This window comes from Arthrobacter sp. KN11-1C, assembly GCF_052180225.1.
Lineage (GTDB): Bacteria > Actinomycetota > Actinomycetes > Actinomycetales > Micrococcaceae > Arthrobacter.
Genome location: NZ_CP197467.1, coordinates 2,109,728 through 2,136,342, shown reverse-complemented (window position 1 = coordinate 2,136,342; position 26,615 = coordinate 2,109,728). Strand labels below are relative to the sequence as shown.

The 26,615-nt window shown below is 64.2% G+C and carries 23 protein-coding genes; 15 read left to right on the top strand and 8 right to left on the bottom strand.

Annotation, left to right across the window (positions count from 1 at the left end; all coding sequences use genetic code 11):
* Positions 1-16: 16 nt before the first annotated feature.
* Both ACSBOX_RS09990 and holA read left to right on the top strand, forming a co-directional pair.
* A complete protein-coding gene (locus tag ACSBOX_RS09990) occupies positions 17-1,684 on the top strand; it encodes a ComEC/Rec2 family competence protein (RefSeq protein ID WP_442545843.1) in 1,668 nt (555 codons plus the stop codon).
* A 70-nt stretch (positions 1,685-1,754) separates the two neighbouring features.
* Positions 1,755-2,771 carry a DNA polymerase III subunit delta gene (gene holA, locus ACSBOX_RS09985; protein WP_442545842.1) on the top strand — a complete coding sequence of 339 codons (1,017 nt, stop codon included), beginning with the start codon at positions 1,755-1,757 and terminating at the stop codon, positions 2,769-2,771.
* 294 nt (positions 2,772-3,065) lie between these two features.
* Here the strand turns inward: holA and rpsT are convergent, their stop codons facing one another.
* Together rpsT and ACSBOX_RS09975 are read right to left on the bottom strand one after the other, a co-directional pair.
* Entirely contained in the window at positions 3,066-3,326 is a 261-nt protein-coding gene (gene rpsT, locus ACSBOX_RS09980; RefSeq protein WP_028267110.1) for a 30S ribosomal protein S20, read from the bottom strand.
* 171 nt (positions 3,327-3,497) lie between these two features.
* A complete protein-coding gene (locus ACSBOX_RS09975; RefSeq protein ID WP_442545841.1) occupies positions 3,498-4,067 on the bottom strand; it encodes a type II toxin-antitoxin system PemK/MazF family toxin in 570 nt (189 codons plus the stop codon).
* 147 nt (positions 4,068-4,214) lie between these two features.
* On the opposite strand from ACSBOX_RS09975, the gene lepA reads away from it, so the two are divergent.
* Both lepA and hemW read left to right on the top strand, forming a co-directional pair.
* The gene (lepA, locus tag ACSBOX_RS09970; protein ID WP_442545840.1) at positions 4,215-6,068 is read left to right on the top strand and encodes a translation elongation factor 4; all 1,854 of its coding nucleotides are present in this window, start codon (positions 4,215-4,217) and stop codon (positions 6,066-6,068) included.
* Positions 6,069-6,146: 78 nt separating this feature from the next.
* Complete coding sequence (gene hemW, locus ACSBOX_RS09965) at positions 6,147-7,376, top strand: radical SAM family heme chaperone HemW (protein ID WP_442545839.1); 1,230 nt, start codon at positions 6,147-6,149, stop codon at positions 7,374-7,376.
* Positions 7,377-7,415: 39 nt separating this feature from the next.
* Here the strand turns inward: hemW and ACSBOX_RS09960 are convergent, their stop codons facing one another.
* Together ACSBOX_RS09960 and ACSBOX_RS09955 are read right to left on the bottom strand one after the other, a co-directional pair.
* A complete protein-coding gene (locus ACSBOX_RS09960; protein ID WP_284752243.1) occupies positions 7,416-7,829 on the bottom strand; it encodes a DUF4870 domain-containing protein in 414 nt (137 codons plus the stop codon).
* 103 nt (positions 7,830-7,932) lie between these two features.
* Positions 7,933-8,787: a DUF3097 domain-containing protein gene (locus tag ACSBOX_RS09955; RefSeq protein ID WP_442545838.1), complete on the bottom strand. Its 855-nt coding sequence runs from the start codon at positions 8,785-8,787 to the stop codon at positions 7,933-7,935.
* A gap of 187 nt (positions 8,788-8,974) precedes the next feature.
* Here ACSBOX_RS09955 and hrcA point away from each other — a divergent pair, with 187 nt between their 5' ends.
* From hrcA to ACSBOX_RS09940, 3 genes are all read left to right on the top strand, one after another.
* Complete coding sequence (gene hrcA, locus ACSBOX_RS09950; RefSeq protein WP_442545837.1) at positions 8,975-9,988, top strand: heat-inducible transcriptional repressor HrcA; 1,014 nt, start codon at positions 8,975-8,977, stop codon at positions 9,986-9,988.
* 66 nt (positions 9,989-10,054) lie between these two features.
* Positions 10,055-11,182, top strand: a complete 1,128-nt coding sequence (gene dnaJ, locus ACSBOX_RS09945) for a molecular chaperone DnaJ (RefSeq protein WP_442545836.1) — start codon at positions 10,055-10,057, stop codon at positions 11,180-11,182.
* A gap of 2 nt (positions 11,183-11,184) precedes the next feature.
* The gene (locus tag ACSBOX_RS09940; RefSeq protein WP_442545835.1) at positions 11,185-11,961 is read left to right on the top strand and encodes a 16S rRNA (uracil(1498)-N(3))-methyltransferase; all 777 of its coding nucleotides are present in this window, start codon (positions 11,185-11,187) and stop codon (positions 11,959-11,961) included.
* An 11-nt stretch (positions 11,962-11,972) separates the two neighbouring features.
* Here ACSBOX_RS09940 and ACSBOX_RS09935 read toward each other — a convergent pair whose 3' ends face one another.
* The gene (locus ACSBOX_RS09935; protein WP_442545834.1) at positions 11,973-12,860 is read right to left on the bottom strand and encodes a GerMN domain-containing protein; all 888 of its coding nucleotides are present in this window, start codon (positions 12,858-12,860) and stop codon (positions 11,973-11,975) included.
* A 420-nt stretch (positions 12,861-13,280) separates the two neighbouring features.
* Between ACSBOX_RS09935 and ACSBOX_RS09930 the strand changes: the two genes are divergently transcribed.
* The 5 genes from ACSBOX_RS09930 (at position 13,281) to ACSBOX_RS09910 (ending at position 18,765) form a co-directional block, all read left to right on the top strand.
* Positions 13,281-14,369 carry a PhoH family protein gene (locus ACSBOX_RS09930; RefSeq protein ID WP_442545833.1) on the top strand — a complete coding sequence of 363 codons (1,089 nt, stop codon included), beginning with the start codon at positions 13,281-13,283 and terminating at the stop codon, positions 14,367-14,369.
* The gene (ybeY, locus tag ACSBOX_RS09925; protein ID WP_442545832.1) at positions 14,366-14,839 is read left to right on the top strand and encodes an rRNA maturation RNase YbeY; all 474 of its coding nucleotides are present in this window, start codon (positions 14,366-14,368) and stop codon (positions 14,837-14,839) included. Before ACSBOX_RS09930 ends, ybeY begins: the two co-directional genes overlap by 4 nt.
* Entirely contained in the window at positions 14,836-16,167 is a 1,332-nt protein-coding gene (locus ACSBOX_RS09920) for a hemolysin family protein (protein WP_442545831.1), read from the top strand. The genes ybeY and ACSBOX_RS09920 overlap by 4 nt, the downstream gene beginning before the upstream one ends.
* Positions 16,151-17,113: a GTPase Era gene (era, locus tag ACSBOX_RS09915; RefSeq protein WP_078105123.1), complete on the top strand. Its 963-nt coding sequence runs from the start codon at positions 16,151-16,153 to the stop codon at positions 17,111-17,113. The genes ACSBOX_RS09920 and era overlap by 17 nt, the downstream gene beginning before the upstream one ends.
* Positions 17,114-17,187: 74 nt before the next feature.
* The gene (locus ACSBOX_RS09910) at positions 17,188-18,765 is read left to right on the top strand and encodes an LCP family protein (protein WP_442545830.1); all 1,578 of its coding nucleotides are present in this window, start codon (positions 17,188-17,190) and stop codon (positions 18,763-18,765) included.
* A gap of 86 nt (positions 18,766-18,851) precedes the next feature.
* Here the strand turns inward: ACSBOX_RS09910 and ACSBOX_RS09905 are convergent, their stop codons facing one another.
* Complete coding sequence (locus ACSBOX_RS09905) at positions 18,852-20,804, bottom strand: M13 family metallopeptidase (RefSeq protein ID WP_442545829.1); 1,953 nt, start codon at positions 20,802-20,804, stop codon at positions 18,852-18,854.
* A gap of 251 nt (positions 20,805-21,055) precedes the next feature.
* Here ACSBOX_RS09905 and leuA point away from each other — a divergent pair, with 251 nt between their 5' ends.
* The 3 genes from leuA to ACSBOX_RS09890 all read left to right on the top strand — a co-directional run bounded on the left by leuA (position 21,056) and on the right by ACSBOX_RS09890 (position 24,455).
* On the top strand, positions 21,056-22,795 hold the full coding sequence (gene leuA / locus ACSBOX_RS09900; RefSeq protein ID WP_442545828.1) for a 2-isopropylmalate synthase: 1,740 nt from the start codon (positions 21,056-21,058) through the stop codon (positions 22,793-22,795).
* Positions 22,796-22,878: 83 nt separating this feature from the next.
* Positions 22,879-23,634 carry a DNA repair protein RecO gene (gene recO / locus ACSBOX_RS09895; RefSeq protein ID WP_264636457.1) on the top strand — a complete coding sequence of 252 codons (756 nt, stop codon included), beginning with the start codon at positions 22,879-22,881 and terminating at the stop codon, positions 23,632-23,634.
* Between the two features lie 2 nt (positions 23,635-23,636).
* Complete coding sequence (locus tag ACSBOX_RS09890; protein ID WP_442545827.1) at positions 23,637-24,455, top strand: isoprenyl transferase; 819 nt, start codon at positions 23,637-23,639, stop codon at positions 24,453-24,455.
* A gap of 36 nt (positions 24,456-24,491) precedes the next feature.
* On the opposite strand, the gene ACSBOX_RS09885 is transcribed toward ACSBOX_RS09890, so the two are convergent.
* Both ACSBOX_RS09885 and ACSBOX_RS09880 read right to left on the bottom strand, forming a co-directional pair.
* Positions 24,492-25,565 (bottom strand): alpha/beta hydrolase, encoded by a 1,074-nt coding sequence (locus tag ACSBOX_RS09885; RefSeq protein ID WP_442545826.1) that lies wholly within the window; start codon positions 25,563-25,565, stop codon positions 24,492-24,494.
* Positions 25,562-26,608 (bottom strand): alpha/beta hydrolase, encoded by a 1,047-nt coding sequence (locus tag ACSBOX_RS09880; protein ID WP_442545825.1) that lies wholly within the window; start codon positions 26,606-26,608, stop codon positions 25,562-25,564. Before ACSBOX_RS09880 ends, ACSBOX_RS09885 begins: the two co-directional genes overlap by 4 nt.
* Positions 26,609-26,615 lie beyond the last annotated feature (7 nt).

The window sequence follows — 26,615 nt, the reverse complement described above, 5'->3', positions numbered from 1 at the left end:
GGTGCGTGGAGTCAAGATGAGCCCGGGCCGTGTAGACCTTCGTCTGGCCCCGTCGGCCATTCTTACGTGGGCTGTTTCCCTAGCGGCCGCCTATCTACCTTCACTGTGGACAGGAATTCTGTGCCTGGCTTTGCTCGCCGCCACGGGTCTTCTTCTCGCCACCTGGGCCGCAGCCGTTCGAAGCCTGAGGACGATTCCCGCCACTCTGGCCGTCGCGTGCTTGTTCGGGGCGGCCGTGGCCGCCCACGCAGCAATGGATGCCGGACCGCGCCACGACGGTCCGGTTGCCGAGGCTGCGGCGTCGCGCGACTCGGTTGTCATTCATGCGCTGATAGTGGGTGACCCGCGCGAGCTAGGCACCGATTCACGCGGATCGGCACGCTGGGCCGTGCCAGCCGAAATCATTGATATTGCGGCCGACGGCATGCTAACCCGCGCCCGCACGAAAATTCTGCTGACAGGAGGGGAAGGCTGGGACCAGGTAGTCACCGGACAGGAGGTAAGAACCGCCGGAAAGCTGAAGCCTGCAAAGCCAGGACAAGTCGAGGCCGGTGTTCTTGCCGCCGCCACCCCACCCATGCGGCCGGACCCCCGGCGCAGGGACACACAGCAAAGTCCAGAGACACACAACAGGCCGCGGGTACCTGCCGACATTCCCCAAGGTCCTGCCCCATTGAAAAAGCAATTCAGTTCCGCCGCCGAGTGGTTGCAGGGCGACTCAGCCGGACTGCTACCCGGAATGGTCACGGGCGACACCACCGGTTTGGACGAAAGCCTTGAAACGGCCATGAAGACCACCGGCACCACCCACCTCACTGCGGTCAGCGGCGCGAACTGCAGCCTCATCCTCGGCGGCCTGGTGCTTTTGGCAAGGAGCTTCAGACTTGCCAGGGGAGTCGCGGCAATCGTGGCCCTTGGTGGCTTGGCGGCCTTTGTCATGATGGTCGGGCCGGACGCGAGCGTCCTGAGGGCGGCGGTCATGGGTGCGATCGGCCTCACCGCGCTAAGTGCCGGCAGGCGGGGCCGGAGCCTGGGCTTTCTCTGCCTTGCCGTGACTGGCCTGCTCATTCTGGATCCCTCACTTGGTACGAGCATAGGATTTCTCCTGTCTGTCCTCGCCACCTTGGGGATTGTTCTGTTGGCACGGCCTATCGCGTCCTGGGCTCCGGCCTGGGTGCCTTCCTGGCTGGCTTCCGCCGTTGCCGTTCCCTTGGCGGCGCAGCTTCTGTGCAGCCCGGTGATCGTGGCCTTGCAACCGCAGTTCTCCAGCTACTCATTGCTGACCAATATCGCAGTTGCTCCGTTTGTGGCACCCGTGACGATCCTGGGAACCATCGCGGTTCCCCTCGTTCCGCTGCTTCCCTGGCTTGCAATAGTTCCAATAGCCGTTGCCGGGGCCAGCGCGGGAATCGTGGCGGCAATCGCCAGATTCTTCGCCGGGCTCCCAGGCTCGGCCTTGCCGTGGCCGGAAGGTCCCACGGGAATCGCCACCATGGCCCTCTGGTCAGTTGCCACGGTCCTGCTGGTCTGGCTCAGCATGCATCCAATGTGGGTGGGCTCGGCGGTACTGTCGTTGCACCGCCGCTTGGTGTTCCTCATAGCCGCAGGAGAGTCTGCTGTCCGCCGCTGGATCGAGAGCCGTCCCGGTGCCCGCCGCCGCAGGGGAGGCGAACCGCGGGCTTGAAGATCACCACCCGCCCGCTCAACGTGGGAGACTGGGATCCTGCAAAAAACCCTTCTGGAAGGAAGCGACATTGGCTGCTGCCCAGGTCTCCAAGGCTAAAACCTCCGCGGCGAACACCGTCAGCTGGCGGGACATTGCCCCATCCGCGGTAGTGCTTATCACCGGCCCCGAGGAATACCTTGGAGTCCGTGCCATGGATCGGATCCGCTCGCAGGTCCGGACCGTGGCACCGGAAGTGGAAATCAGCAAGCTCAATGCCGGAAGCTACGAGTCCGGTTCCCTCGCAATGGCGGTCACGCCGTCGCTGTTCGATGAGGCCAAACTCATCGAGATCGAGGGCCTCGAATCAATGACCGATGCCTTCCTTGCCGATGCCCTGAAATACGTCGCCCAACCGGAGAACGACGTCGTCTTGGTCCTTCGGCACGGTGGCGGGGTGCGGGGCAAAAAGCTCTTGGACGCCATCAAGTCCTCGGGGTGGCCGGTAGTGGACTGCCAGCCCTTGAAAAAGGACGCCGAGAAAACAGCGTTTGTCGTCTCGGAATTCAAGGCGGGCGGCCGCCGCATCGACGCGGAAGCCGTCCAGGCCCTTGTCAATGCCGTAGGTGCCAGCCTTTCCGAGCTCGCAGCGGCATGCAACCAGCTCATCGCGGACGCTACTACAGCGGTAGACGCAGCCACAGTGGAGCGCTACTACGGTGGCCGTGTGGAAGCTACGGCATTCAAGGTTGCAGACGCAGCCATGGCCGGCATTGGGCCCCAGGCCCTGTCCAGCCTCCGGCATGCCCTCGCCACCGGGGTTGACCCGGTGCCGCTGGTTGCCGCCCTCGCCGCGAAGCTCCGCACCCTGGCCAAGGTTGCCGGGGCCCAGGGATCGTCGGCACAGATCGCCAAGCAGCTCGGCATGCAGCCATGGCTCGTGGAACAGGCGCAACGGGATGTCCGCCGTTGGACTCCGGAAGGCCTGATCCGTTCCATCCAGGTCACGGCTGAAGCGGATGCCCAGGTGAAGGGCCTCTCTCGGGATCCCGTCTACGCGGTGGAGCACGCGGTCACCGTCATTGCCACCTCGGCCCGCGGCCGTTAAGCCACCCAAGACCACCTAAGACACCCACGTTGTCAGGCGCTACATAGATTCCCTGGCGACACCCGGATCCAAGTGTCGCAGGTCCATATGCGGGACCCGACTCGGGCCAAGCGTCGCATGTCCATCTGCGCGTCGTCAGTAGCCCCGTCGTCAGTAGCCCCGGCCCCGGCCCAGCGGACCAACGAATCCTAAATAGGACCCACGAATATTAAATACCCGAGGAATATTAAATACCCGAGGCCGGCACCCAAGGGGTGCCGGCCTCGCGTTCAGCTCAGTCGAACTGGATAAACCTTAGAGTGCGTTGACCTTTTTGGAGATCGCCGACTTGCGGTTTGCAGCGTTGTTCTTGTGAATAACGCCCTTGCTGACAGCCTTATCCAGCTTACGGCTAGCAGCAACAAGAGCCTTTGCAGCGGCATCCTTGTCCGTGGACTCAACGGCGGTGGCAACGGCGCGGATGGCCGTCTTCAGCTCAGACTTGACAGCGTTGTTACGCAGGCGAGCCTTCTCGTTGGTGAGGATGCGCTTCTTCTGGGACTTGATATTAGCCACGTGTGTGAACTCTCTTTTTAATGCGGAAAATGGTCTAGAGGGTTTTCAGGTTGGCCATCGACTGAGCGGCGTGGGGATGCCTATGGCAGCCAACCATGAGTGGCCGTCGACCTGCACGGACACACAGCCATAAATATTATCAGACTCGGCGCATTTCCGGGGATTTGGCCTCTAGGCCCGGTCGTGTTGCCCATCGAGCCGGCGGGCCACCTGCTGGAAAGTGCGTTTGTCGAGGACGGCACCCTCGCGCCGGACGTCCGCCGGATTGATGCGGACCACCCGGTCCACCTTGACCTCGCTGGGCCGACCCTGGGGGTCCCAGGCGCCGGTGCCGATGTCCACGTAGTCTTCTGAGCGGCGGCCGTTGTCGTGGTCTTTGCTGGTCAGCATCAGCCCAAGCAGCCACCCGCCGTCGCGCCCGATCAAGAGGACCGGCCGGTCCTTGCCCTGGGAATAGTCCTCTTCATAGGGGACCCAGGACCACACGATCTCGCCAGGGTCGGGTTTGCCGTCCGGGTTGGGGGAGTACCGCGGGGAGACGGCGCCGCGGAAGTCGCCCGGGTAGGGGCGGGAGAGTTGCCCGACGCCGGTGCCTGCGCTCCCGGTCCGGCCCGCCTTCGCGGCGTCCCCGGCTTTCGGGGATCGGCGCGGGGGTGTGCCGGCCGGGGCTCCGATGATCCGTCGAAGGTAGCCCAGGGAGCCTTTGAGGAGTCTGCCAAGCAAATGTGTGTCCGATGCCATGGCTCCACCGTACTTTCCCTTGCCGCCACAGTGCACAAGCGGCGTCCTGTTCATGGGAGACTATTAGTTCAGATATGCGGCATCGGCCGGAATGGTCCAGACCAGTCCGGAGTCCGGCCGTGTGAGTATCGACAGTAAGGACCCTGCGTGTCTCCCATGGCCCGCACCGCACCGGTGCCCGCCGCGACAGATCCGGCCATCATCCGGAACTTCTGCATCATTGCCCACATCGACCACGGTAAATCCACCCTGGCCGACCGCATGTTGCAGTACACCGGCGTCGTTAAGTCCCGCGACATGAAGGCCCAGTATCTGGACCGCATGGATATCGAACGCGAACGTGGCATCACCATCAAGTCCCAGGCTGTCCGCATGCCCTGGGAACTGGATGGCACCAGCTACGCCCTGAACATGATCGATACTCCCGGCCACGTTGACTTCACCTACGAGGTTTCCCGTTCGTTGGCGGCCTGCGAAGGCGCTGTCCTTTTGGTGGACGCCGCTCAAGGCATCGAGGCCCAGACCCTGGCCAACCTCTACCTGGCGATGGAAAACAACCTCAACATCATCCCGGTGCTCAACAAGATCGACCTCCCGGCCGCCCAGCCCGAAAAGTATGCCGCGGAACTCGCCAACCTGATTGGCGGCGACCCCGAGGACGTGCTGCGCGTATCCGGCAAGACCGGTGTCGGCGTAGAGGCCCTGCTGGACAAGATCGTCCGCGATCTTCCGGCTCCTGTCGGCGACCCGAACGCACCGGCCCGCGCCATGATCTTCGACTCCGTGTACGACACTTACCGCGGCGTGGTCACGTACGTCCGCGTCGTGGACGGCATGCTGCACCCGCGCGAGCGGATCCAGATGATGTCCACCCGCGCCACCCACGAGCTCCTGGAAATCGGTGTCAGCTCTCCGGAGCCCACTCCCTCCAAGGGGCTGGGCGTCGGCGAAGTAGGCTACTTGATCACCGGCGTGAAGGACGTCCGCCAGTCGAAGGTCGGCGACACGGTGACCAACCTCGCCAAGCCCGCTTCGGAATCCCTCGCCGGATACGCCGATGCCAAGCCCATGGTCTTCTCCGGCTTGTACCCGTTGGACGGCACGGACTATCCCGTGCTCCGGGATGCCCTCGAGAAGCTGATGCTCAACGACGCAGCGCTGGTGTATGAACCTGAGACGTCTGCCGCCCTGGGCTTCGGTTTCCGCGTTGGCTTCCTTGGCCTGCTGCACCTGGAAATCACCCGCGAACGCCTTGAGCGCGAGTACAACCTCGACCTCATCTCCACCGCCCCCAACGTTGAGTACGAGGTCACGCTGGAGGACAAGCGGGTCATCCACGTCACCAACCCCAGCGAGTACCCTACGGGCAAGATCTCGGAGGTGCGCGAACCGATGGTGTCTGCCACCATCCTGGCTCCCAATGAGTTTGTGGGCGCCATCATGGAGCTGTGCCAGACCCGCCGCGGCGTCATGGGCGGCATGGACTACCTCTCCGAGGACCGGGTGGAAATCCGGTACCGCTTGCCGCTGGCCGAGATCGTCTTCGACTTCTTCGACATCCTCAAGTCCAAGACCCGTGGCTACGGTTCGCTGGACTGGAAGGCCGACGGCGAGCAGGTCGCCGACCTGGTCAAGGTAGACATCATGCTCCAGGGCGAGCAGGTTGACGCTTTCAGCGCCATCACCCACCGCGACAAGGCCTACGCCTATGGCGTCATGATGACGGGCAAGCTGCGCGAGCTCATTCCCCGCCAGCAGTTCGAGGTGCCCATCCAGGCCGCCATCGGCTCGCGGATCATCGCCCGTGAGAGCATCCGCGCCATCCGCAAGGACGTCCTTGCCAAGTGCTACGGCGGTGACATCACCCGTAAGCGCAAACTTCTGGAAAAGCAGAAGGAAGGCAAGAAGCGCATGAAGATGGTGGGCCGCGTGGAAGTTCCACAGGAAGCGTTCATCGCAGCCCTGACCACCGACGAATCCAAGGACAAGGCCAGGAAGTAATGGGGCTGTTCGCCCGGAACACTGCGGGACCGGCGCGCCCTGTAGCGGTGCGTACAGGACAGGCACAAGGGGAACTCTGTGCCTAGCGTTCTTCCCCTCGGGGATCCGGCACCTGCGGACGGCCGTTTGCCGCCGCAGGTGCTTGACGGCGTCGATTCACGCAAGTTTGGACTGTACGTCCACATACCCTTCTGTGCCGTCCGTTGCGGATACTGCGATTTCAACACCTACACCGCCACGGAGCTTGGCGGCGGCGCGTCCCAGGACGCCTACGCCTCTACCGCCATTTCGGAGGTGGAGTTCGCCGTCCGGGCCATGGAAGCCTCCGGGTTGCCGGAGCGGCCCCTGAGCACCGTGTTCTTCGGTGGCGGCACCCCGACCCTTCTCCCTGCTGAAGACCTGGCACGCATCCTGACGGCCGCCGTCGGGCACTGGGGCCTGGAACCGGGAGCCGAAGTCACCACTGAGGCGAACCCGGACTCCGTGACGCCGGAGTCCCTCCGGCTGCTCGCCGACGCCGGCTTCACGCGGATTTCCTTCGGCATGCAGTCGGCGGTTCCTCATGTGCTCAAGGTCCTGGACCGCACGCACACCCCGAGCCGGGTTCCCTTGGTGGTCCAGTGGGCGCGCGACGCCGGCCTTGCCGTGAGCCTCGACCTCATCTACGGCACTCCCGGGGAGTCCATGGCGGATTGGCAGACGTCCCTGGAGACTGCCTTGTCCTACGACCCGGACCACATCAGTGCCTATGCGCTGATCGTGGAAGAAGGCACCAAGCTGGCGGCTCAGATCCGGCGCGGAGAAGTTCCCGGGATCGACGACGACGACCACGCTGCCAAGTACGAACTCGCCGACCAGCTGATCAGCGCCGCGGGGCTGGACTGGTACGAGGTCAGCAACTGGTCCCGCACTCCCGAACAGGCGTGCAAACACAACCTTGCCTACTGGCGGGGAGACGATTGGTGGGGCATCGGACCCGGCGCGCATTCCCACATGGGCGGCGTCCGCTGGTGGAACGTCAAGCACCCCACCGCCTACGCCAACCGGCTTGGTAGCGGGGCCTCACCGGCCGCTGGACGCGAAACGCTCGACGCCGGAACCCGGGAAGTGGAACGCATCATGCTGGAGGCGCGCCTCGGCACAGGGCTTCAGGTCGACGCGCTCGACAAGGTGGGCCGTCACGCCGTCGCAGGCCTCATTGCCGACGGCCTGGTCGAACCCGCAGCGGCCTTCCAAGGACGGCTGGTCCTGACCCTGAAGGGCCGGCTGCTCGCAGATGCCGTGGTCCGCCGGATCCTTCCGGACTAGCGTGCGGCGCGGAGCCGCCAAAGGCTCCGCGAAGAACGGCTACTTGATCCAGCGCAGGTTGAAGCGGTAGCGGTGCGGCTGTCCGTGGTTGACGCGGATTCCGGCGGACACCGAGAAGCAGGTCACCGCGACCCAGATTCCCGTGGCGAGGACGGCGAACAGGTTTCCCACTACCGGGAGCAAAACGAGAATGTTGGCGAGCACCGCGGCAATCGTGGGCGGCAACGTGAAGTTCAGTGCTTCCTTGGATTCCTGGGCCGTGAACGGGCCACGTTCGCGGAAAATCAGGTAAATCAGGAGCGATGGAACACAGCCAAGGATCCCGCCGAAGTGCGCCAAGGTTGCCCATTGCCGGTCTTCCGAGGCGGTCAAGGGCAGCGCGTTGGCAGGAACGCCGTGGTACTGGGACTGGCCCGAGGCGCCGTCCCGATCGTCAGGAGCGTTGTCTGCCACAGTTTCTTCCTTCGAGTATCTATAGGTGCGGTGTTGCTGTCCCAGAATACTTGCTCGGGCCGGGATCGGACGACCACGTCCCGGGCCGGAGGCGTCTACATCATCATGCGACGGTCAGGAAATCGATCACTTCCTCCACGCGACCCAGCAAAGACGCTTCCAGGTCGGCGTAGCTATGGACGGCGCCCAGAAGCCTCTGCCAACCCAGTCCCACGTCTTCGGCCGTCTCGTGCGGCCAACCGAACGACCTGAGGATCCCGGTCTTCCAATCCGTGCCGCGCGCTACGGTCGGCCATTGATCGATCCCCAGCACCTTGGGCCGGATTGCCTGCCAGACGTCCACATACGGGTGGCCGACGATCAGGACGTTTCCTTTAGCGCCCGGCAACGTCATGGCGTCGGCAGCGATGCGCGACTCCTTCGAGTCCGGCACCAAGTGGTCCACCAAGATTCCGAGCCGGCGGCCAGGGCCGGGGGAGAACGCGGCGATGGCAGCCTTCAGATCGTCCACGCCGTGCAAGGGCTCGACGACGATGCCCTCCACCCGGAGATCGTCTCCCCAGACCTTTTCCACAAGTTCGGCGTCGTGCTTGCCTTCTACCCAGATCCGGCTTGCCTTGGCGACTTGGGCCCGCTGGCCGGCAACCCGGACTGAACCCGACGCCGTCCTGCCCGGTTGCGACGCGCCCTTTGCCGCCGCGCGCGGCGCCGGCGGGAGGAGCTTCACCGCTTGTCCCTCCAGCAGGAATCCGAAGCCGAGCCGGAACGATTTCGCCTTGCCCCGCCGGTCCTCAAGCACCACGATGTGCATGCCGCCGGACTTCTCCACCCTGGTTACGGCCCCGACCCAACCGGACTGGACGTCCTCGAGCACCATTCCGCGTTCAACAGGCACTTCAGGAAGTTGCCGTTTGGCCGGCGAGGAGAGGTCTTGCGGGCCCCAATTGTCGTAAGACACGGTCTTCACACCACTTTGCGCTAAGGGATCGGTCACGGTCCTTGGCATTCCGCAGGACCGCGCGGGCATCATGTTCGCCGCGAGCGGTACCAATGCTAACAACGAGGTGGCTCATACTAGACTTGTTAGCACTTGGGCATGTTGAGTGCTAACTGTAGAAGTACCGGTTGTTGAATGGAGGTGGGCAGTGAGCGAACCACGCAAGCTTGAAGTGTTACGCGCCATCGTGGAGGACTACGTTCACTCCCGCGAACCCGTCGGCTCCAAAGCCCTCGTCGAACGGCACCATCTGGGAGTGTCGAGCGCCACCATCCGCAATGACATGGCCCTCTTGGAAGAGGAAGGCCTCATTGCGGCACCGCACACCAGTGCGGGCCGCATTCCCACGGACAAGGGCTACCGCCTGTTCGTGGACCGTATTTCCGAGGTCAAGCCGCTGTCGGCTGCCGAGCGCCGGGCCATCCACTCGTTGCTTGAGGGGCCCGACGACGTCGAGGACATCCTGGAGCGCACGGTCCGGCTCCTGTCCCAATTGACCAACCAGGTCGCCGTCGTCCAGTATCCGCACCTGAGCCGGGCACGCGTCCGGCACATCGAGTTTGTCCTTTTGGCACCGCGCCAGGTTCTGGTCGTGTTGATCGCGGATTCGGGCAAAGTGGAACAAGGCGTTGTGCACGCAGCAGCGGACACTGCTGACGAGGAGCTCATGGCCTTGCGCGCGCGATTCCTTGGAAGCGTTGCCGGCTCCCAGCTCGACCTCATGCCCCAAGTCCTGCCCTCCGTGGTGGCCTTGTGCCCGCCGGCGCTTCGGAACCTTGCAGGCGCCCTTGCCCACGGCCTGCAAAGGCTCGCCGACCGGAGCCGAGACGAACGCATGGTCATGGCCGGCACGGCAAACCTGGCCCGCTCCAATGTGGACTTCCCCCTGAGCATCGGCCCCGTCCTCGAAGCGCTCGAGGAACAGGTTGTCATGTTGCGGCTGCTGTCGGACATGGCGGAAGACCCCCGGGGAGTCACGGTGAGCATCGGCCGTGAAAACCCCTATGACGGCCTCTCCGAGGCTTCGGTGGTTGCCACGGGGTACGGCCCGGGCAGCAGCGCCAAGATCGGCATTCTTGGGCCCACCCGCATGGACTACCCCAACACCATGGCGGCCGTCCGTGCCGTCGCGCGCTACCTTTCCCGCATTCTGGGCGGTTGACGGCTTCGGCTGGAACCGCCTCGCAAGAAACGCAGTGTACCCGTAATAAAGGAAGAGATACCGACTTTGAGCAGTCACTATGACGTTCTGGGCGTCTCGTCGGAAGCAACCGGCGAGGAGATCAAGAAGGCCTACCGCAAGCTTGCACGTAAGCTGCACCCCGATGTGAACCCCGGGGCCGGCGCTGCGGAGGAATTCAAAGCCGTGACCCACGCTTACGAGGTCCTCTCCGACCCCCAGAAGCGCCGCGTCTACGACGCCACAGGCAACGAGAACGGGACGGACAACGGTTTCGGCGGAGGCTACGCGGGCCAGGGATTCGCGTTCCAGGACATCTTCGACACCTTCTTCGGCGGAGGAGGCGGCATGCAAGGCCCCGCATCGCGCATGCGCCGCGGGCAGGACGCCCTCATCAGTGTCCGCATCGACTTGCGCGAGGCTGTCTTCGGCGTCAACAAGAAGCTTGAGGTGGACACCGCTGTCATCTGCCCCACGTGCGAGGGCTCATGCTGCCGCGCGGGCACCCACCCGGAGCGCTGCGACATCTGCGGCGGCTCGGGCCAGGTCCAGCGGGCTGTGCGCTCGATCCTCGGCCAGGTCATGACCGCGGCGCCGTGCGGATCGTGCGAAGGTTTCGGCTCGATCATCAAGGATCCTTGCAATGAATGCAACGGCCAGGGCCGCATCCGCAGCCGCCGTTCTCTGACCGTCAAGGTACCGGGCGGCGTCGCCACCGGAACCCGCATCCAGCTGTCGTCGCAAGGCGAAGCAGGTCCTGCGGGCGGGCCTCCCGGCGACCTCTACGTGGAGATCCGGGTCAACAGCGATTCCACCTACCTTCGTGAAGGCGACGACCTTCATGCAACGCTCAGCGTTCCGATGACCGCCGCGGCATTGGGCACGGAACTGCAGCTTGAGACTTTCGACGGCCCCCAGGAGATCGACGTCAAGTCGGGCACCCAGTCCGGCGAAGTCATCACCCTCCGCGGGCTGGGCGTCACCCACCTGCGCGGCTACGGCAGGGGAGACCTCAAGGTTCACCTGCATGTTGAGACGCCCGGCAAGCTCGACGCCGCCCAGGAAGACCTCCTCCGCCAACTGGCCAAATTGCGCGGAGAGCAGTTCACCGAGGGCAAGCTCGTGGCCAGCGGCGGTATGTTCGCGAAGCTGCGGGACAAGCTCGGTAACCTGTAGCGGTGAGCAACCCCGTATTCTTCACCGCTGCCGGAACCCTGGACGGGCTCGGCCCCGGTGACACTTTCGTGCTCGACGGTGCCGAAGCCAGGCACGCTGTCACGGTCAAGCGCCTGGAAATCGGCGAAGCGGTCGATATCGCCGACGGTGCCGGTAAGCGGCTCACGGGGACGGTGTCCGAATCCGGACAGGGAACCTTGACCGTCCTTGCCTCCGCCGTCCAGGAGGAAGGCCGGCCGGCCGTGCGGCTTGTGCTGGTCCAGGCGCTGGCGAAGGGCGACCGAGACGAGCTTGCCGTCGAGACGGCAACGGAACTCGGGATCGACGCCGTCGTGCCCTGGCAGGCCGAGCGTTCCATCGTCCGTTGGAAGGGCGAGAGGGCTGCCAAAGCCCACGCGAAGTGGCAATCCGTCGCCACCGCAGCCGCCAAGCAAGCGCGGCGCGCGTGGATCCCCGAGGTGCGTGCCGCCGTCGACGGCTCCGGACTGGCTGCGGCCGTAGCCGCGGCTGACCTGGCGATCATCCTTCACGAGGACGCGAAGCGTCCGTTGCGCGATGTCCTGGAGAATTGGCGGGGCGGGATTTCCGGCGGGGACACCGAAGCGGGGCGGGAAGTCCTGCTCATCGTCGGCCCGGAGGGCGGCATTTCACCCCGTGAAGTGACCAAACTCAGCGACGTCGGTGCCGTCACCGCGCTCTTGGGCCACCACGTGCTTCGCTCGTCGACGGCGGGTCCTGCCGCCGTCGTACTGGCCAGTGACATTCTGGGGCGCTGGTAGGAAGACGCTCGTCAGCGGACGTTGAAGGAGCGGGTATCCGTCGCGACGTCTGCGTCGTTGGGGCCCACCAAGGAGACCCGCAATTCATAGCGCCCGGCTCCGAGTCCCACGGTGAGGCTGAAGACGCCGCCCTGTCCGGGTACGGTCGAAGCGGTGGTCTGCCCGGTCAAGTAGGACGATTTGTCGCCGTTTGAATTCTCCCGAAGGATTTGCCAGTGCAGTTTCTTCGAGGGGTCCGTGCTCCGACCATTGAACTTGACCGGACCGGCAGGCAAGGTCAGGTCCTCCTGCGGATCGATGATCCACACGGGTGCCACCACGGTGGCGTCGCGGACCATGGCGTCGCCCAGCTTGACCTGCCCGAACGCCATATAGTCTGTGTGCCCGTCCACCAGGATGGTCACTTTGATCTGTTGTCCGGCATCGATGAGGCCTGAGCTCGCGGCCGCAGCAGTGGCGGTATAGACGAGTTGCTGGATCGCGCGCTGCGCCATCCCGCCGTCGAGATTGGAATTGAACGCGTCGCGGGAGACATCCACCGTGACGACGTTCTTACCGGAAATCGTGGTCGCCAGGCTGCTCGGGTTCTGCCACGGCGTGAAGTAGTCGTGATCCAACGGCTTCTGGGACATCATGATCCGCAGGGCCGTGGTGATCGGATTCTCGTTGCCCGGGTTGTCACGGAATTCGCGGTACAGGAAGGTGTCCGTGTCGCTGCGGCCGATCCAATACACAGGGATCTTGTTCGAGGCCTGCGTCGTTTCGAGCGGAGCATTGCTGTCGGGGGCCGCCTGCAGGGCGACCGTCGGGGTGGGGACCGGCGTCGTGGAACCCTGCCCCGTGCGATCCGCGATGCAACCCGACAGGAACAAGGCAGCCGTCAAGGCGGTCACAAGCATCGCGGAACGTTTCCGGATGCGAGTGCCGTGTGGAGTGACGGCTGGCCTGGTGATGGTGGATCCCTGCTCGTGTTCGGCCGCTGTGGTGCGGGGGAGTCGTGCGCCCGGCTTCGGGCACAGGGGCATTTTTGCCCATGAATCAGCTTGTCATAGTCCCGCGGGCGCCGGTTGGCGTTTCGATACTCCGGCGGCGAACTGCAATCCGATTGATACGAGGTCGATGCCGAGTTGATACCAAAGCGCGCAGATCCGCCGCTCGCGGGCCCGAGGGGAACGGCCCGGAACCATCCCGGAGACTGGCTGGCGTAGGATTGAAAGCAATCCGAGGCCCGCGATCCTGCGCCCATCCAGCACACGGACATCGGAGAAAATCGATGGACATCACCAAGCCGGAGGAGCACAGGCCGCAAGGCCAGCACTATGACAGAATCATTGAACGGGCGGCCCAAGGCCGGCAGCGTTGACACAGGTCCGGCCGAGTTCCCGCACTCTGTCCCGGGCGCCCGGACGGAAGTTGTCACCTTCGACAACTCGGATCAGATGGTTCAGACCCTTGGCAGCCATGACGAGGCGTTGCGCTACATCGAAGCCCAGTTCCCCGGCGTCGACTTTCATGTGCGCGGCAACGAACTCTCCTTCAGCGGCCCGTCGAGCGATGTTCCCCGGATCATGCGCCTCCTGGAAGAAGTCCGCGGCCTCGTCGGCAAGGGGACAGTGATCACCCCGGACGTCCTCCAACAGCTCGTTTCCTTGTTGCGCAGCCAGTCGCTGCAGAACCCCGTGGAAATCCTGACCCACAACATTCTTTCGAGCCGCGGGCGCACCATCCGCCCCAAAACGCTGAACCAGAAAAACTACGTCGACGCCATCGACGACAATACGGTGATCTTCGGGATCGGCCCGGCGGGCACCGGTAAGACGTACCTGGCGATGGCAAAAGCCGTTCAGGCACTGCAGCTCAAGGAAGTCAGCCGGATCATCCTCACGCGGCCTGCCGTCGAGGCAGGGGAACGCCTCGGCTTCCTGCCGGGAACGCTGAGCGACAAGATCGACCCGTACCTGCGTCCTTTGTACGACGCCCTGCACGACATGATGGACCCGGAATCGATCCCGCGGCTCATGGCGGCCGGGACCATCGAGGTGGCACCGCTTGCGTACATGCGCGGCCGCACGCTCAACGACGCGTTCATCATCCTCGATGAGGCCCAGAACACCACCGCGGAACAGATGAAGATGTTCCTGACCCGCTTGGGCTTCGGATCGAAGATGGTCGTCACGGGCGATATCACCCAGGTGGACCTGCCTTTCGGCGCCACGTCCGGGCTGCGCATCGTCCAGGAAATCCTCGACGGGATCGACGGCGTGAACTTTACGATGCTCGACGCCTCCGACGTCGTCAGGCACCGGCTCGTCGCCGACATCGTGTCCGCCTACAGCACATGGGATGAAAAGCACCGGGTGCGTGCCCAGCACACACCCATCCACGACAAACGGGGAGAACACCGATGAGCATCGAGGTCAACAACGAGTCCGGCGTCCAGGTGGACGAGGCACAATTGGTGACGCTTTCACGCTTCATCTTCGAGCGCCTCTACATTCACCCGCAGGCCGAACTCTCCATCCTTCTGGTGGACGAACCCGCCATGGAGAAGCTCCATATCGAGCTCATGGACGAACCCGGCGCTACCGATGTCCTGTCTGTTCCGATGGACGAGCTGACGCCGGGGACACCGGGCAAGCCGGCCCCGCAGGGCATGCTTGGCGACATCGCGATCTGCCCGCAAGTGGCCGAGGTCCAAGCACGCAACGCCGGTCATTCAACGCAGGATGAAATGCTCTTGCTCTGCACGCACGGAATCCTTCACCTTCTCGGTTTCGACCACGCCGAGCCGGAGGAAAAAGCAGAGATGTTCGGCCTGCAGCGTGAGCTGCTGTCCGCGTTCCTTGGCAAGGACGCCCCCCTGGAGACCATGCAGTGACATCACTCATCCTGGTCGGGATGGCGTTGGTGTTCCTCAGTTTCGTCGCCCTGCTGACCGCGGCTGAAGCTGCCTTCACCTTCCTGCCGCGGCACGACGCAGAGCAAGCCATCGTCAAGAGCCGGGGGAATTCGCTTCGCAGTATCCTCGCCCAGCCGGTCGCGCACATCCGCGCGCTGCGGTTCTGGCGGGTCTGGTTCGAGATGGCGGCAGCGGTGGCCGTCGCCGTCGTCATGCACAGCCTCCTCGAGAACGTCTGGCTTGCCGGACTGGCGGCGACGGGCATCATGGCCGTCATTGGTTTCGTTTTGGTGGGTGTCTCGCCGCGCCAGCTTGGACGCGCGCACTCCGGAGGCGTGGTCCGCTACTCGGCTCCGCTCATCAGGTTCCTGTGCTGGATCCTTGGTCCCATTCCCGGCTGGCTCGTGGCGATCGGCAGTACCGTTGCACCCGGTGCACCGAGCGGCGATGAAGCTTTCTTCAGCGAGGAAGAATTCCGCGAGCTCGTCGACAGGGCCACGGAGTCCGACATGATCGAGGACAGCGAGGCCGAACTCATCCAGTCGGTCTTCGACTTCGGGGACACCCTGGTCCGCTCGGTGATGGTCCCTCGAACCGACATTGTGAGCATCGAGTCCGGGTCCAGCCTGGAGCAAGCCATGGCCTTGTTCCTGCGCTCGGGGTACTCAAGGATCCCCGTCATCGGCGAGAACGCCGACCAGATCCGGGGCATTCTCTACTTGAAGGACGTTGCCGCCGCATTGCACCGCCCGGAACAGCCGTCCGTGCGCCAGGACATCGATGCCATAGCCCGCGAAGCACGTTTCGTTCCCGAATCGAAGCCTGTCAGCGACCTCCTGAGCGAACTCCAGCAAGAGTCCACGCACGTGGCCGTCGTCATCGACGAATACGGCGGCACGGCAGGACTGGTCACCCTCGAGGACCTCATTGAGGAAATCGTGGGGGAGATCGTGGACGAGTACGACTCCAACGATGCGGAGGTCACTGACTTGGGCGACGGTACGTACCGCGTCAGTTCCCGGATGAGCATCGACGACCTCGGCGAACTTTTCGACATAGACCTCGACGACGACGAAGTGGACACAGTGGGCGGCCTCCTGGCCAAGACCCTGGGCAAGGTGCCGATCGTAGGCAGCGCGGTGGAGGTGGATGGGATCTCCTTGAAAGCCGATAGGCTGGAAGGCCGACGAAACCGGGTCAGCCATATCATTGCGGCGGCCATTCCAAAAGAAGACACTGACCTTGAAGACCTTCTCGACGAGGCCGATACAACGCAACAGGGAGTTCCACGTGAGCAAGCACAATAAGAAGTTCGACGCCGATCAGGACTTCGGCGGCTTCCACGCAGGATTCTCGGTTCTTGTCGGCCGTCCCAATGCCGGGAAGTCCACCCTCACCAACGCTTTGGTGGGCCAGAAGGTGGCCATCACCTCGGCGAAGCCGCAGACCACGAGGCACACGATCCGCGGCATTGTCCATCGGGAGGACGCCCAACTCATCCTTGTGGACACTCCGGGCCTGCACCGCCCGCGCACCCTCCTTGGCAAGAGGCTCAACGATCTCGTCGCGGACACCCTCTCCGAAGTGGACGCCATCGGTTTTTGCTTGCCGGCCAACGAAAAAATCGGGCCGGGTGACAAGTACATCGCGGCCCAGCTCGCCGCCGTCGGACGCAAGCCCATCATCGCCTTGGTCACCAAGACCGACTTGGTGGACCGCCAGGCCCTGACCGAGCAGCTCCTGGCTGTAGCCGCCTTGGGCCGCGAAGTCCTCGGCGAACAAGGCTGGGCCGATATCGTCCCGGTTTCCGCGACCGACGGCTTCCAGGTCAGCACTGTCGCCGACGTCCTCATCGGCCACATGCCGCCTTCCCCTCCTCTCTACCCGGACGGTGAACTCACCGATGAACCGGAGGCCGTCATGGTGGCCGAACTTATCCGGGAGGCAGCTCTGGAGGGCGTCCGCGACGAACTTCCGCACTCCTTGGCCGTGGTGGTGGAGGAAATCCTGCCCCGCGAAGGACGCTCGGAGGACAACCCGCTCCTCGACGTGCGGGTCAACCTGTACGTTGAGCGCCCGTCCCAGAAGGCCATCATCATCGGCAAGGCCGGAAGCCGCCTGCGCGAGGTCGGAACGAACGCTCGCAAGGGAATTGAGGCCCTCCTGGGAACCAAGATCTACCTCGACTTGCACGTGAAAGTGGCCAAGGACTGGCAGCGCGACCCGAAGCAACTCGTGAAGCTGGGATTCTAACCGCTGGGGAATTTCCCAGATTGGGCCCGTAAAATGGTCCGAATCCCATTTTCCGAGGAAAGGTTGAGCAAGTCGTGCGACGTCGCGATGCACGCGTACAGGAGCCCGGCACCGTTGGTGCCCGCGGCGCTGCACGCCACGGGGAAGCTCCCGGCACCCCCCGCCACATGAATGCTCCCAAGGGCCTCCCGATCTGGCTCAAGGTCACTGCCGCCACGGTGTCAGTGCTGTTGCTCGGCGGTATCGCTTTCGCCGCTTACTGGGTTATCCGCTTGCAGTCGAACATCAGCACGGCACCGTTGTCGGCAGGCGCACCGAGGACCGAGGCCGCAGCAAACGATGCCACGGACCGCCTGCAGATCCTCATCCTCGGTTCCGATACCAGGGACGGGAAGAATTCGCAATACGGATCCACGCAGGATTCCACGGGCTATGGCCAGTCGGACGTCATGATGCTGCTCGACATTTCGGCGGACAACAAGAGGGTCAGCCTCACCAGCATTCCGCGAGACCTCCTGGTGGATGTCCCGTCATGCACCGATCCCAAAACCGGCACCGTATATCAACCGCACTCCAACGTCATGATCAACTCGGCCATGGCCGAAGCCGGGATCGGTTGCGCCGTAGACACCGTGAACAAGCTCATGGGACTGCAAGTGGACCACTTCATGATGGCAGACTTCAACGCCGTCAAGGAGCTGTCCAACGCCGTCGGCGGAGTCAACGTGTGTGTAAGCGACGCCGTATACGACCCCGATTCCGGGCTCCGGCTCCCCAAGGGAACATCGAGTGTCCAGGGGGAACAGGCCCTGGCCTTCCTCCGGACCCGCCACGGTTTTGGCGACGGAAGCGACCTCGGCCGCATCCAGGCGCAACAGGGCTTCCTCTCCTCCCTGACCCGCAAGATCAAGTCCGACGGAACGCTGGGCAATCCGCAGAGCCTGCTGTCCATCGCGGATGCCGTGACAAAGAACCTGACCGTGGACGAAGGCCTGGCGTCGGTCCAGTCGCTCCTGACCATCGGCAGCCGCCTCAAAGACGTCGACTTGTCCAAGGTAGCGTTCGTTTCGGTTCCCACCCAGCCCGCCGCCGTCGATCCCAACAGGCTCGAATTGGTTCAACCGCAGGCTTCCCAGCTCTTCGCCGCCATGCGCGCGAACCTGGACCTGACCACCCCGGGGGCTACCGCCGCTCCATCAGCGAGTCCCACGCCTGCGGCATCGGGCGCCCAGTCCAGCAGCGCGGCACCGGCGCCGACCGTTCCCGCCGTTCCCGCCTATGACAAGGCCCTTCAGCCAGTGACCGTTGCCGAAGGAACGGGCGTCGCATCCCGCGGCCAGGAGATCGCCGCAGCTTTGGCCGGTGGTGGATTCACGAAAGCCGCGCACTTCCTCGCGGCCGCCGTCCCGAAGACCGTTGTCTATTACGGGGCCGGTTATGCCGACGTCGCCCCGGACGTCGCGAGCCTCCTCGGCATCCCGGCGTCGCAAATCGAACCATCGACGGGTGTAGTTGGAGTCCAGGTCTATATCGGAAGTGACTTCGATTCCGGGACCAAGTACGGAGTGGCCTCCGTACCATCCAACGTCGTGAAGCAGACCGCGGGCGACGTGAAATGCCAGGCGGTCAACCCGGCACTCATCGCGAGGTAGCAACACAGGAAACACCCTGGACGCAGCGAAGGGAGCGGTCACCACACGTCGCGTGGTGACCGCTCCCTTCTGTTTGTTGTGGCCGCCTACCAGATACTGACGCGATCCTCGGGCGACAGCCACATGCCATCCCCGGCTTCCACTGCGAACGACTCGTGGAATGAGTCCAGGTTCTTGGCGATGGCGTTGGTCCGGAACTCGTTGGGGGAGTGCGGGTCAGTCGCGACGCGCCGGATGGCTTCCTCAGGACGGATGACCTGGCGCCAGCCGGCAGCCCAGGACATGAAGAAGCGCTGCCCGCCGCTCAGTCCTTCGAGGACGGGCGGCTCCGCGCCGTCGAGGCTCAGGAGGTACGCCTTGTAGGCGATGGTCAGGCCACCCAGATCGCCGATGTTTTCGCCGAGCGTGAGTTTCCCGTTGACCTTGTGCTCAGGGGCGGCATAGGGGGCAAGGGCGTCGAATTGGGCCACGAGCTTCGCCGCCAGCCCTTCGAAAGCCTTGCGGTCCTCCTCGCTCCACCAATTCCGCAGCGCCCCGCTCCCGTCGAACTGGGAGCCCTGGTCGTCGAAGCCGTGGCCGATTTCATGGCCGATGATGGCGCCGATGCCTCCATAGTTGACCGCGTCGTCGGCCTCCGCCGTGAAAAAGGGCGGCTGCAGGATCGCAGCGGGGAAGACGATCTCGTTCAACATCGGGTGGTAATACGCGTTGACCGTTTGCGGGGTCATGAGCCACTTGTCGAGATCGACCGGCTTGCCGACCTCATCGAGGTGCCGGTCGACGTCGGCGTCGTGCGCCCGCTCGACGTTCCCCAGAAGATCGCCCGGGTGAATGTCGACGGCGGAATAATCTATCCACTTGTCCGGGAAACCAATCTTGGGCCGGAAGGCCGCGAGCTTCTTCAGCGCTTCCGCTTTGGTGTCCTCGCCCATCCATTCGAGCGCAGTGATGCTCTCGCGGTAGGCCTCGATGAGTTTGGCAACCAGGGTCTGCATCCTGGCCTTGTAGCCCTCGGGGAAGTGGCGCTCCACATAGATTTGGCCGACGGCCTCGCCCAAGGCGGCTTCGACGACGGCGACGCCGCGCTTCCAGCGGTCCTTGTTCTGCGGAGTGCCGCTCAGCGTGGTGCCGTAGAAATCGAAGTTCGCGTCCACGAACCCCGAGGAAAGGTAGGGGGCTGCGGCATTGAGCACACGAAGGGCCAGCCACTCCTGCCACGTGGCAAGGGACTCGGACTCGACGAGGGCGGACGCACCGGTGAAGAAATCAGGCGTGCTCACCACCAGCTCGGTGAATTTGTCACCTTCGATCCGGGCCGAATCGAACCATGCGTCGAGGTACGGGAAAAGCTCCCGGCCCTCTTCCACGGTCTTGAGGTTGTACGTCTTCTGCGGATCCCGCAAGGTGACGTTGTCCCAGTGGTGCGAGGCGAGTGCTTTTTCGAGGGCGACAACGCGCGCGGCAGCACCGTCGGCGTCGGGAATGCCTGCCAGCCCGAAGAGCTTGGCCACATATTTCGCGTAGGCGCTGACAATGCCTGCGAACTTCTCGTCCCGGTAGTAGGACTCATCGGGAAGCCCCAGGCCGCCCTGGCCGATGTACAACAGGACCCGGTCCGGATTCCCGGCGTCGGGAGCAGGGTAGATCGAGAAGAGGCCGGAAACATCCGAGCGGAACAGCCGCCCTGTCAGGGACACCACGGCGGCCGGCGAAGCAGTCGCAAAAACCTCCGCGAGCCGGTCCCGGACGGGCTCCATGCCCTTTGCCTCGATGGCTTCCTCGTCCATGAAGCTGTTGTAGAGCTCGCCTACCTTGCGTTCGATGCCGCTGGCGTCGTCGCCCTTTGCGGCGGCTTCCTCGATGATCGCTTTGACTGCCAGTTCAGCGCCGTCCCGCAGGGCTGTGAACGTTCCCTCAAGCGGCCGGTCGTCAGGGATGACCGTCGACTTCAGCCACGCACCATTGACGTGCTGGTAAAGGTCGTCCTGCGGCCTGACGCTTTCATCGATGTTGGACAGTGTGATCCCCGACTGTGGCACAAGAACTCCTTCGGAAGACGAGCGGAATCGGCTCACAACCGTTCCCGCGTCTGCATAGTGGACGTTGCATCTGGTATTGCATTGTCATCATACGCACCCGTGTTAGTGTGAAATGGTGCGTGCAGGAATGCTTCTCCTTAGCTGCCGCGGCGGGGCCTCGAAGGCGATCATTCGCTAGGCCAACCCTCGCTGCGGAGTTAGCTGTGCCCGGCCAATCTTCCATCAAAGATTAAGAGAAAAGGCCCTAAGTCATGCGCAACGCACAAAAGCCCTCTGGAATGCCCATTCACCGGTACCTGCCTTTCCAGGACCAGATCAATGTCGAGCTGCCGGACCGCACCTGGCCGGACAAGGTCATCACCAAGGCTCCGCGCTGGTGCGCTGTGGACCTCCGGGACGGCAACCAGGCCCTGATCGACCCCATGAGCCCGGCCCGCAAGCTGAAGATGTTCCAGCTGCTGGTCAGGATGGGGTACAAGGAAATCGAAGTCGGCTTCCCCTCGGCTTCGCAGACAGACTTCGACTTCGTGCGGCAGCTTATCGAAGGCGGCCACATCCCGGATGACGTTTCCATCCAGGTCCTGACCCAGGCACGTGAGCACCTGATCGAGCGAACCTACGAATCCCTCGTCGGCGCCAAGCAGGCCATCGTCCACCTGTACAACTCGACGTCGGTCCTGCAGCGCCGCGTCGTGTTCAACCAGGACGAGGACGGCATCCTGGACATCGCCCTCCAAGGTGCCCGCTTGTGCAAGAAGTACGAGGAAACCCTCACGGACACGCACATCACATACGAGTATTCGCCGGAGTCCTTCACCGGTACCGAACTCGAGTACGCGGCACGGGTCTGCAACGCGATTGCCGACGTTTTCGAAGCATCCGCTGACAAGCAGGTCATCATCAACCTGCCGGCCACCGTGGAAATGGCCACCCCGAATGTCTACGCCGACTCCATCGAATGGATGCACCGTAACCTGCATCCCCGTGACGGCATCATCATCTCCCTCCACCCGCACAACGATCGCGGGACGGGCGTTGCCGCCGCGGAGTTGGGCTACCTGGCCGGCGCCGACCGCATCGAAGGCTGCTTGTTCGGCAACGGCGAGCGGACCGGCAACGTGGACCTGGTCACCCTGGGCCTGAACATGTTCGTCCAAGGCGTCGACCCGATGATCGACTTCTCCGACATCGACGAAGTCCGCCGGACGGTGGAGTACTGCAACCAGCTGCCCGTTCCCGAGCGCTCCCCGTATGGCGGCGATCTGGTGTTCACGGCGTTCTCCGGCTCGCACCAGGACGCCATCAAGAAGGGTTTCGAAGCCCTCGAAAAGGACGCTGCCGCTGCCGGCAAGGCCGTGGACGACTTCACGTGGCAGGTCCCGTACTTGCCGATCGACCCCAAGGACCTCGGCCGCAGCTACGAGGCGGTCATCCGCGTCAACTCCCAGTCCGGCAAGGGCGGCGTGGCGTACCTGCTCAAGAACGAGCACAGCCTGGACCTGCCGCGCCGGGCACAAATCGAATTCTCCGGCGTCATCCAGCACCGCACCGACACCGTGGGCGGCGAAGTCAGCGGAGCCCAGCTGTGGGCGATGTTCCAGGACGAATACTTGCCCGCCAGCACGGCCGATGGCCAGTGGGGACGCTATTCGCTGGGTTCCATCCGCACCGAGACCGATGAGTCCGGCGAGCTGTCCCTCCACGCAGCCCTGCGCGTCGACGGCACCGTGGTTCAGCGCACCGGTACCGGCAACGGACCGATCGCGGCCGTGCTGGACATCTTGCGCCAGGACGGCGTGGACGTCCGCGTCCTGGACTACTCAGAGCATGCGCTGTCCGAAGGTGGCAGCGCCACCGCCGCGGCCTATGTGGAATGCGCCGTCGGCGAACGCGTCCTCTGGGGTGTCGGCATCGATCCCAACACGAGCACCGCGGCGCTCAAGGCGGTCATCTCTGCCGTCAACCGTGCCATCAGGGCCGTCCGGGCATAGCCATTTGCCGTGCGGCGCCGCCAACACGGCGCCGCACGGCTTCACCGGACCAGAGAAGGCCCGGTGTGGTGCGAAGATTAACTGTGGCCAATCCTTCGTCGTTTGCAGCGCGCTCCTATCGGGACGATGCCGTCGTGCTGCGCACCCACAAGCTGGGCGAAGCGGACCGCATCATCACCTTGCTCACAAAGCACCATGGACAAGTTAGGGCGGTTGCCAAGGGCGTTCGGCGCACCAGTAGCCGGTTCGGCGCCCGGTTGGAGCCGTTCATGGTGGCTGACCTGCAACTCGTGTCCGGCCGCACCTTGGATATTGTCACCCAGGCCGTCGCCAAGGGAGCCTATGGGAGCTCGATCGCCGCCGATTACTCCCGGTACACCGTCGCTGCCGCCATGACCGAAACGGCGGAGAAACTGACGGACGCCGACGCCGATTCGGGAACCGCTCAATACAACCTGCTTGTCGGGGCACTAGCCGCGTTGAGCCGTTCCGACCACCCGCCGGAACTCATTCTTGACTCCTACCTGCTCCGCGCTTTGGCAACCGGCGGCTGGGCACCCAGTTTCACGGATTGCGCCCGCTGCGGGGCGAGCGGTCCGCACACGGCTTTCTCCGCACCCTTGGGCGGGATGATCTGCAACGACTGCCGCCCGCCCGGTTCGCCGGCACCCGCTCGCGAGACCGTCGTCTTGCTGGGCGCGCTGCTTACGGGGGACTGGGCTACCGCGGATAGCTCCGAATCCTTGCACCGCCGCGAGGCCGCCGGATTGGTGGCGAGCTACCTGCAATGGCATCTTGAACGAGCATTGAAGTCCCTCAAACATGTGGAGCGAAGCTGAAAGTGGCACTGGGAAAAAAGAAGACGGCAACGACGCGGACCACGCCGGTGAAGGCCCCGTACCACCATCCTTCCGGCGCCAGGCCGCCGGCCATCCCTGCAGAACTGATACCGCGGCACGTGGCCATCGTCATGGACGGCAACGGCCGCTGGGCGAACCAACGCGGACTGCCGCGCATCGAGGGCCACAAGGCAGGGGAGCCGGCCCTGCTGGACGTGATGGCAGGGGCGATCGAACTGGGCATCAAGTATGTCAGCGTCTACGCTTTCTCCACCGAAAACTGGCGTCGTTCTCCTGAAGAAGTGCGCTTTCTCATGGGATTTAACAAGGACGTGCTACGTCGGCAGCGCAACCAGCTCGATGAATGGGGAGTGCGGATTCGCTGGGCAGGGCGGCGGCCCAGGCTGTGGGGTTCCGTCATCAAGGAGCTGGAGGATGCCGAGGAGTTCACGCGCGGCAACGACACCTGCACTTTGACCATGTGTGTTAACTACGGCGGCCGCGCCGAAATCGCCGATGCCGTGGCCGCGATTGCCCAGGATGTTGCCGATGGCCGCCTGAAGCCTGGGTCCGTCACCGAGAAGACCATCCAGAAGTACCTCGACGAACCCGACCTTCCGGATGTGGACCTGTTTCTGCGAAGCTCCGGCGAGCAACGGCTCTCGAACTTCCTCTTGTGGCAATCGGCCTACGCGGAGTTCGTCTTCATGGACACATTGTGGCCCGACGTCGACCGCAGGACCTTGTGGGACGCCGTCGAGATCTATGCCAAACGCGACCGCCGCTACGGAGGAGCCGTAGACGCTGCTGCGCCCCGCTGACTGCTGCAAGGAATTGGCACAAGCGTGCCAAACCGCTCAGTCCGGGTACGAAGCCAACCAGATGGCAACGTCCCTGTAGGCCTGCTGCCGGACGGTGCGCCGTGACAGGAACACATCGTGGAGCGCACCCGGATAGCGGAACACCGCAGTGCGGCGCCCGAGGCCCAGCGCCCGGCGGGCAGTCTGCTCGACGTCGATCACGGCGTCGACGCGCATGAGCTCTGCGGTCCACTCAGCCTGGATCCGGGTCCGGCCGGAAAGCAGCACGAGCACCGGAGCGTCGATATTCAGTTTGCGTTCGACGGCGGCGTGGCCCGCGAGGACGGCCTTGGTCCACCCTGCGCGGATCGGGAAGGAAGCGCGCGGCCGCCATTCCGGGTCAAGGGTCCATTCGCCGTGGGCCAGGTTGCTCACGCTTTCCCAGTAGGCGGGCATCTCCGGGAAACGGAAGGGGCGCTTGGGGTCGGTGCGGGCAAACGGCTCCACGACGTGCATCGCAATGCTGCGGATCAGGCTGCTGCCTTGGAGCTCCAACCACGGTGAATTCAACGTCAGCGTGGCAATGCGGCCGGGATTCCGGTCCGCCCACAGGGCCGCGATCAGGCCGCCCAGCGAATGGGCCAGGAGGTGGACTGTAGGTGCCTCCGCGCTGCCCGTCAGCTCGGCAACGTCCTGTTGGATCGTGCGGAGGGCGGCATCAAGGTCTTCGTCATAGACCGAAAGGTCGGTGGTGTAGCCCGGTGTCTGGCCCGGCCGCAGGCTCCGCCCGAACTTCCGCAGGTCAAGGGCGTAGAAATGGAAGCCCGAGGCGCCCAGGAAGTCAGCCAATTCGGTCTGCATGAAGTAGTCGGCCCAGCCGTGCAGATAGAGCACCACCCTCGGTGGCCCCTGGCTGACAGGAACGTCGCTCCGGCGCCGGCGTCGGGTGAACGCGGCCAAGGCATCCAGGAGCCCGTGCGGCACCGACGGCAAGGCCACGGGACGGACGTGCCGGACGAGGGTGGCGCAGACTGGTCCCTCTTCGTCCGGCGGGAGTTCGAGTTCCAAGGCCTCGAACCCGTCGCCCAGGAAGTCCCGTTGCCAGACGGGCAACCCCAGTTCCGTGGTCATGGTGCGTCCCCCGGTTGTCCAAGCTCGCGACCTGCCGGAGGTTCCGTCCGTGGCCCAGTGGTGATGTACCCGCGGATCCACCGCGCAAGCCTGTCGTACGCATCCGCGCGCACCGGACCGGCTGACAGGAAAACGTCATGGAGGCCGCCATCCACCCGTTCCAGGGTGACGGTCCGGCCCAGGGTCATCGCCCGGACGGCCATGGTGTTGACGTCCAGGACGGCGTCCGAATGCCGCATGGACTCCTGCCAGACCATGCCGTTGGCGCTCGCTCCGGAAATCAGGACCAGGATCGGGATGTCGATTCTCAGCCCCCGGGCCACCCTCGTGTGGCCGCTGAGGACCGCACTGAGCCAACCGGCCCGCATGGGGAAGGCCAGCGGCGGGCGGTACTTTTCGTCGAGGAGCCATTCGCCTTCGGCCGAGCTGCTGATGCTTCGGAAATAGAAGCCGCGTTCGGGCAGGCGCAGGATCGTCGTGGGTCGGAATCGTGCGAGCGGCTTCACCATGGTCTGCGCGGCGCGGCGGACTACGGAACTCCCATGCATTTCGAGCCAGGGGCTGTTGAGCACGAGGTACTGGACGGAGCCGGGGTGGCTGCTGGCCCACAGTGCGGCTACGAGGCCCCCGGTTGAATGTCCCATGAGGGTCAACGAGCCGGGTTCCTGACCAGGCCCATCGGCGGAACCGATCATGGCGATGGCCTTGCTGATTTCGGCGTCGTAGTCGTTCAAGTGCTCTACGTAGCCACCCGGTCTGTCCGCTTGCAGGCTTCGGCCATGGTTGTGCATGTCCAACGCGTAGAAGTGGAAGCCTTGGTCCGTCCAGAACTCCGCGAGGGCGACGTTGAAAAAGTAGTCACTCCATCCGTGGAGGAACAGGACTGAGCGGTTGGCCGGAAGGGGGAAGCCGCCGGCGCTGCCCGGGAGCCGGCGCGGGACATGACGGACCAACGTTGCGCGCCGGACCACTCCATCAGGTCCAGCCGCCTCGAATGCGCAACTTTCGAAGTCCGCACCGAGGATGTCGGTCTGCCACTCCATGGGAACA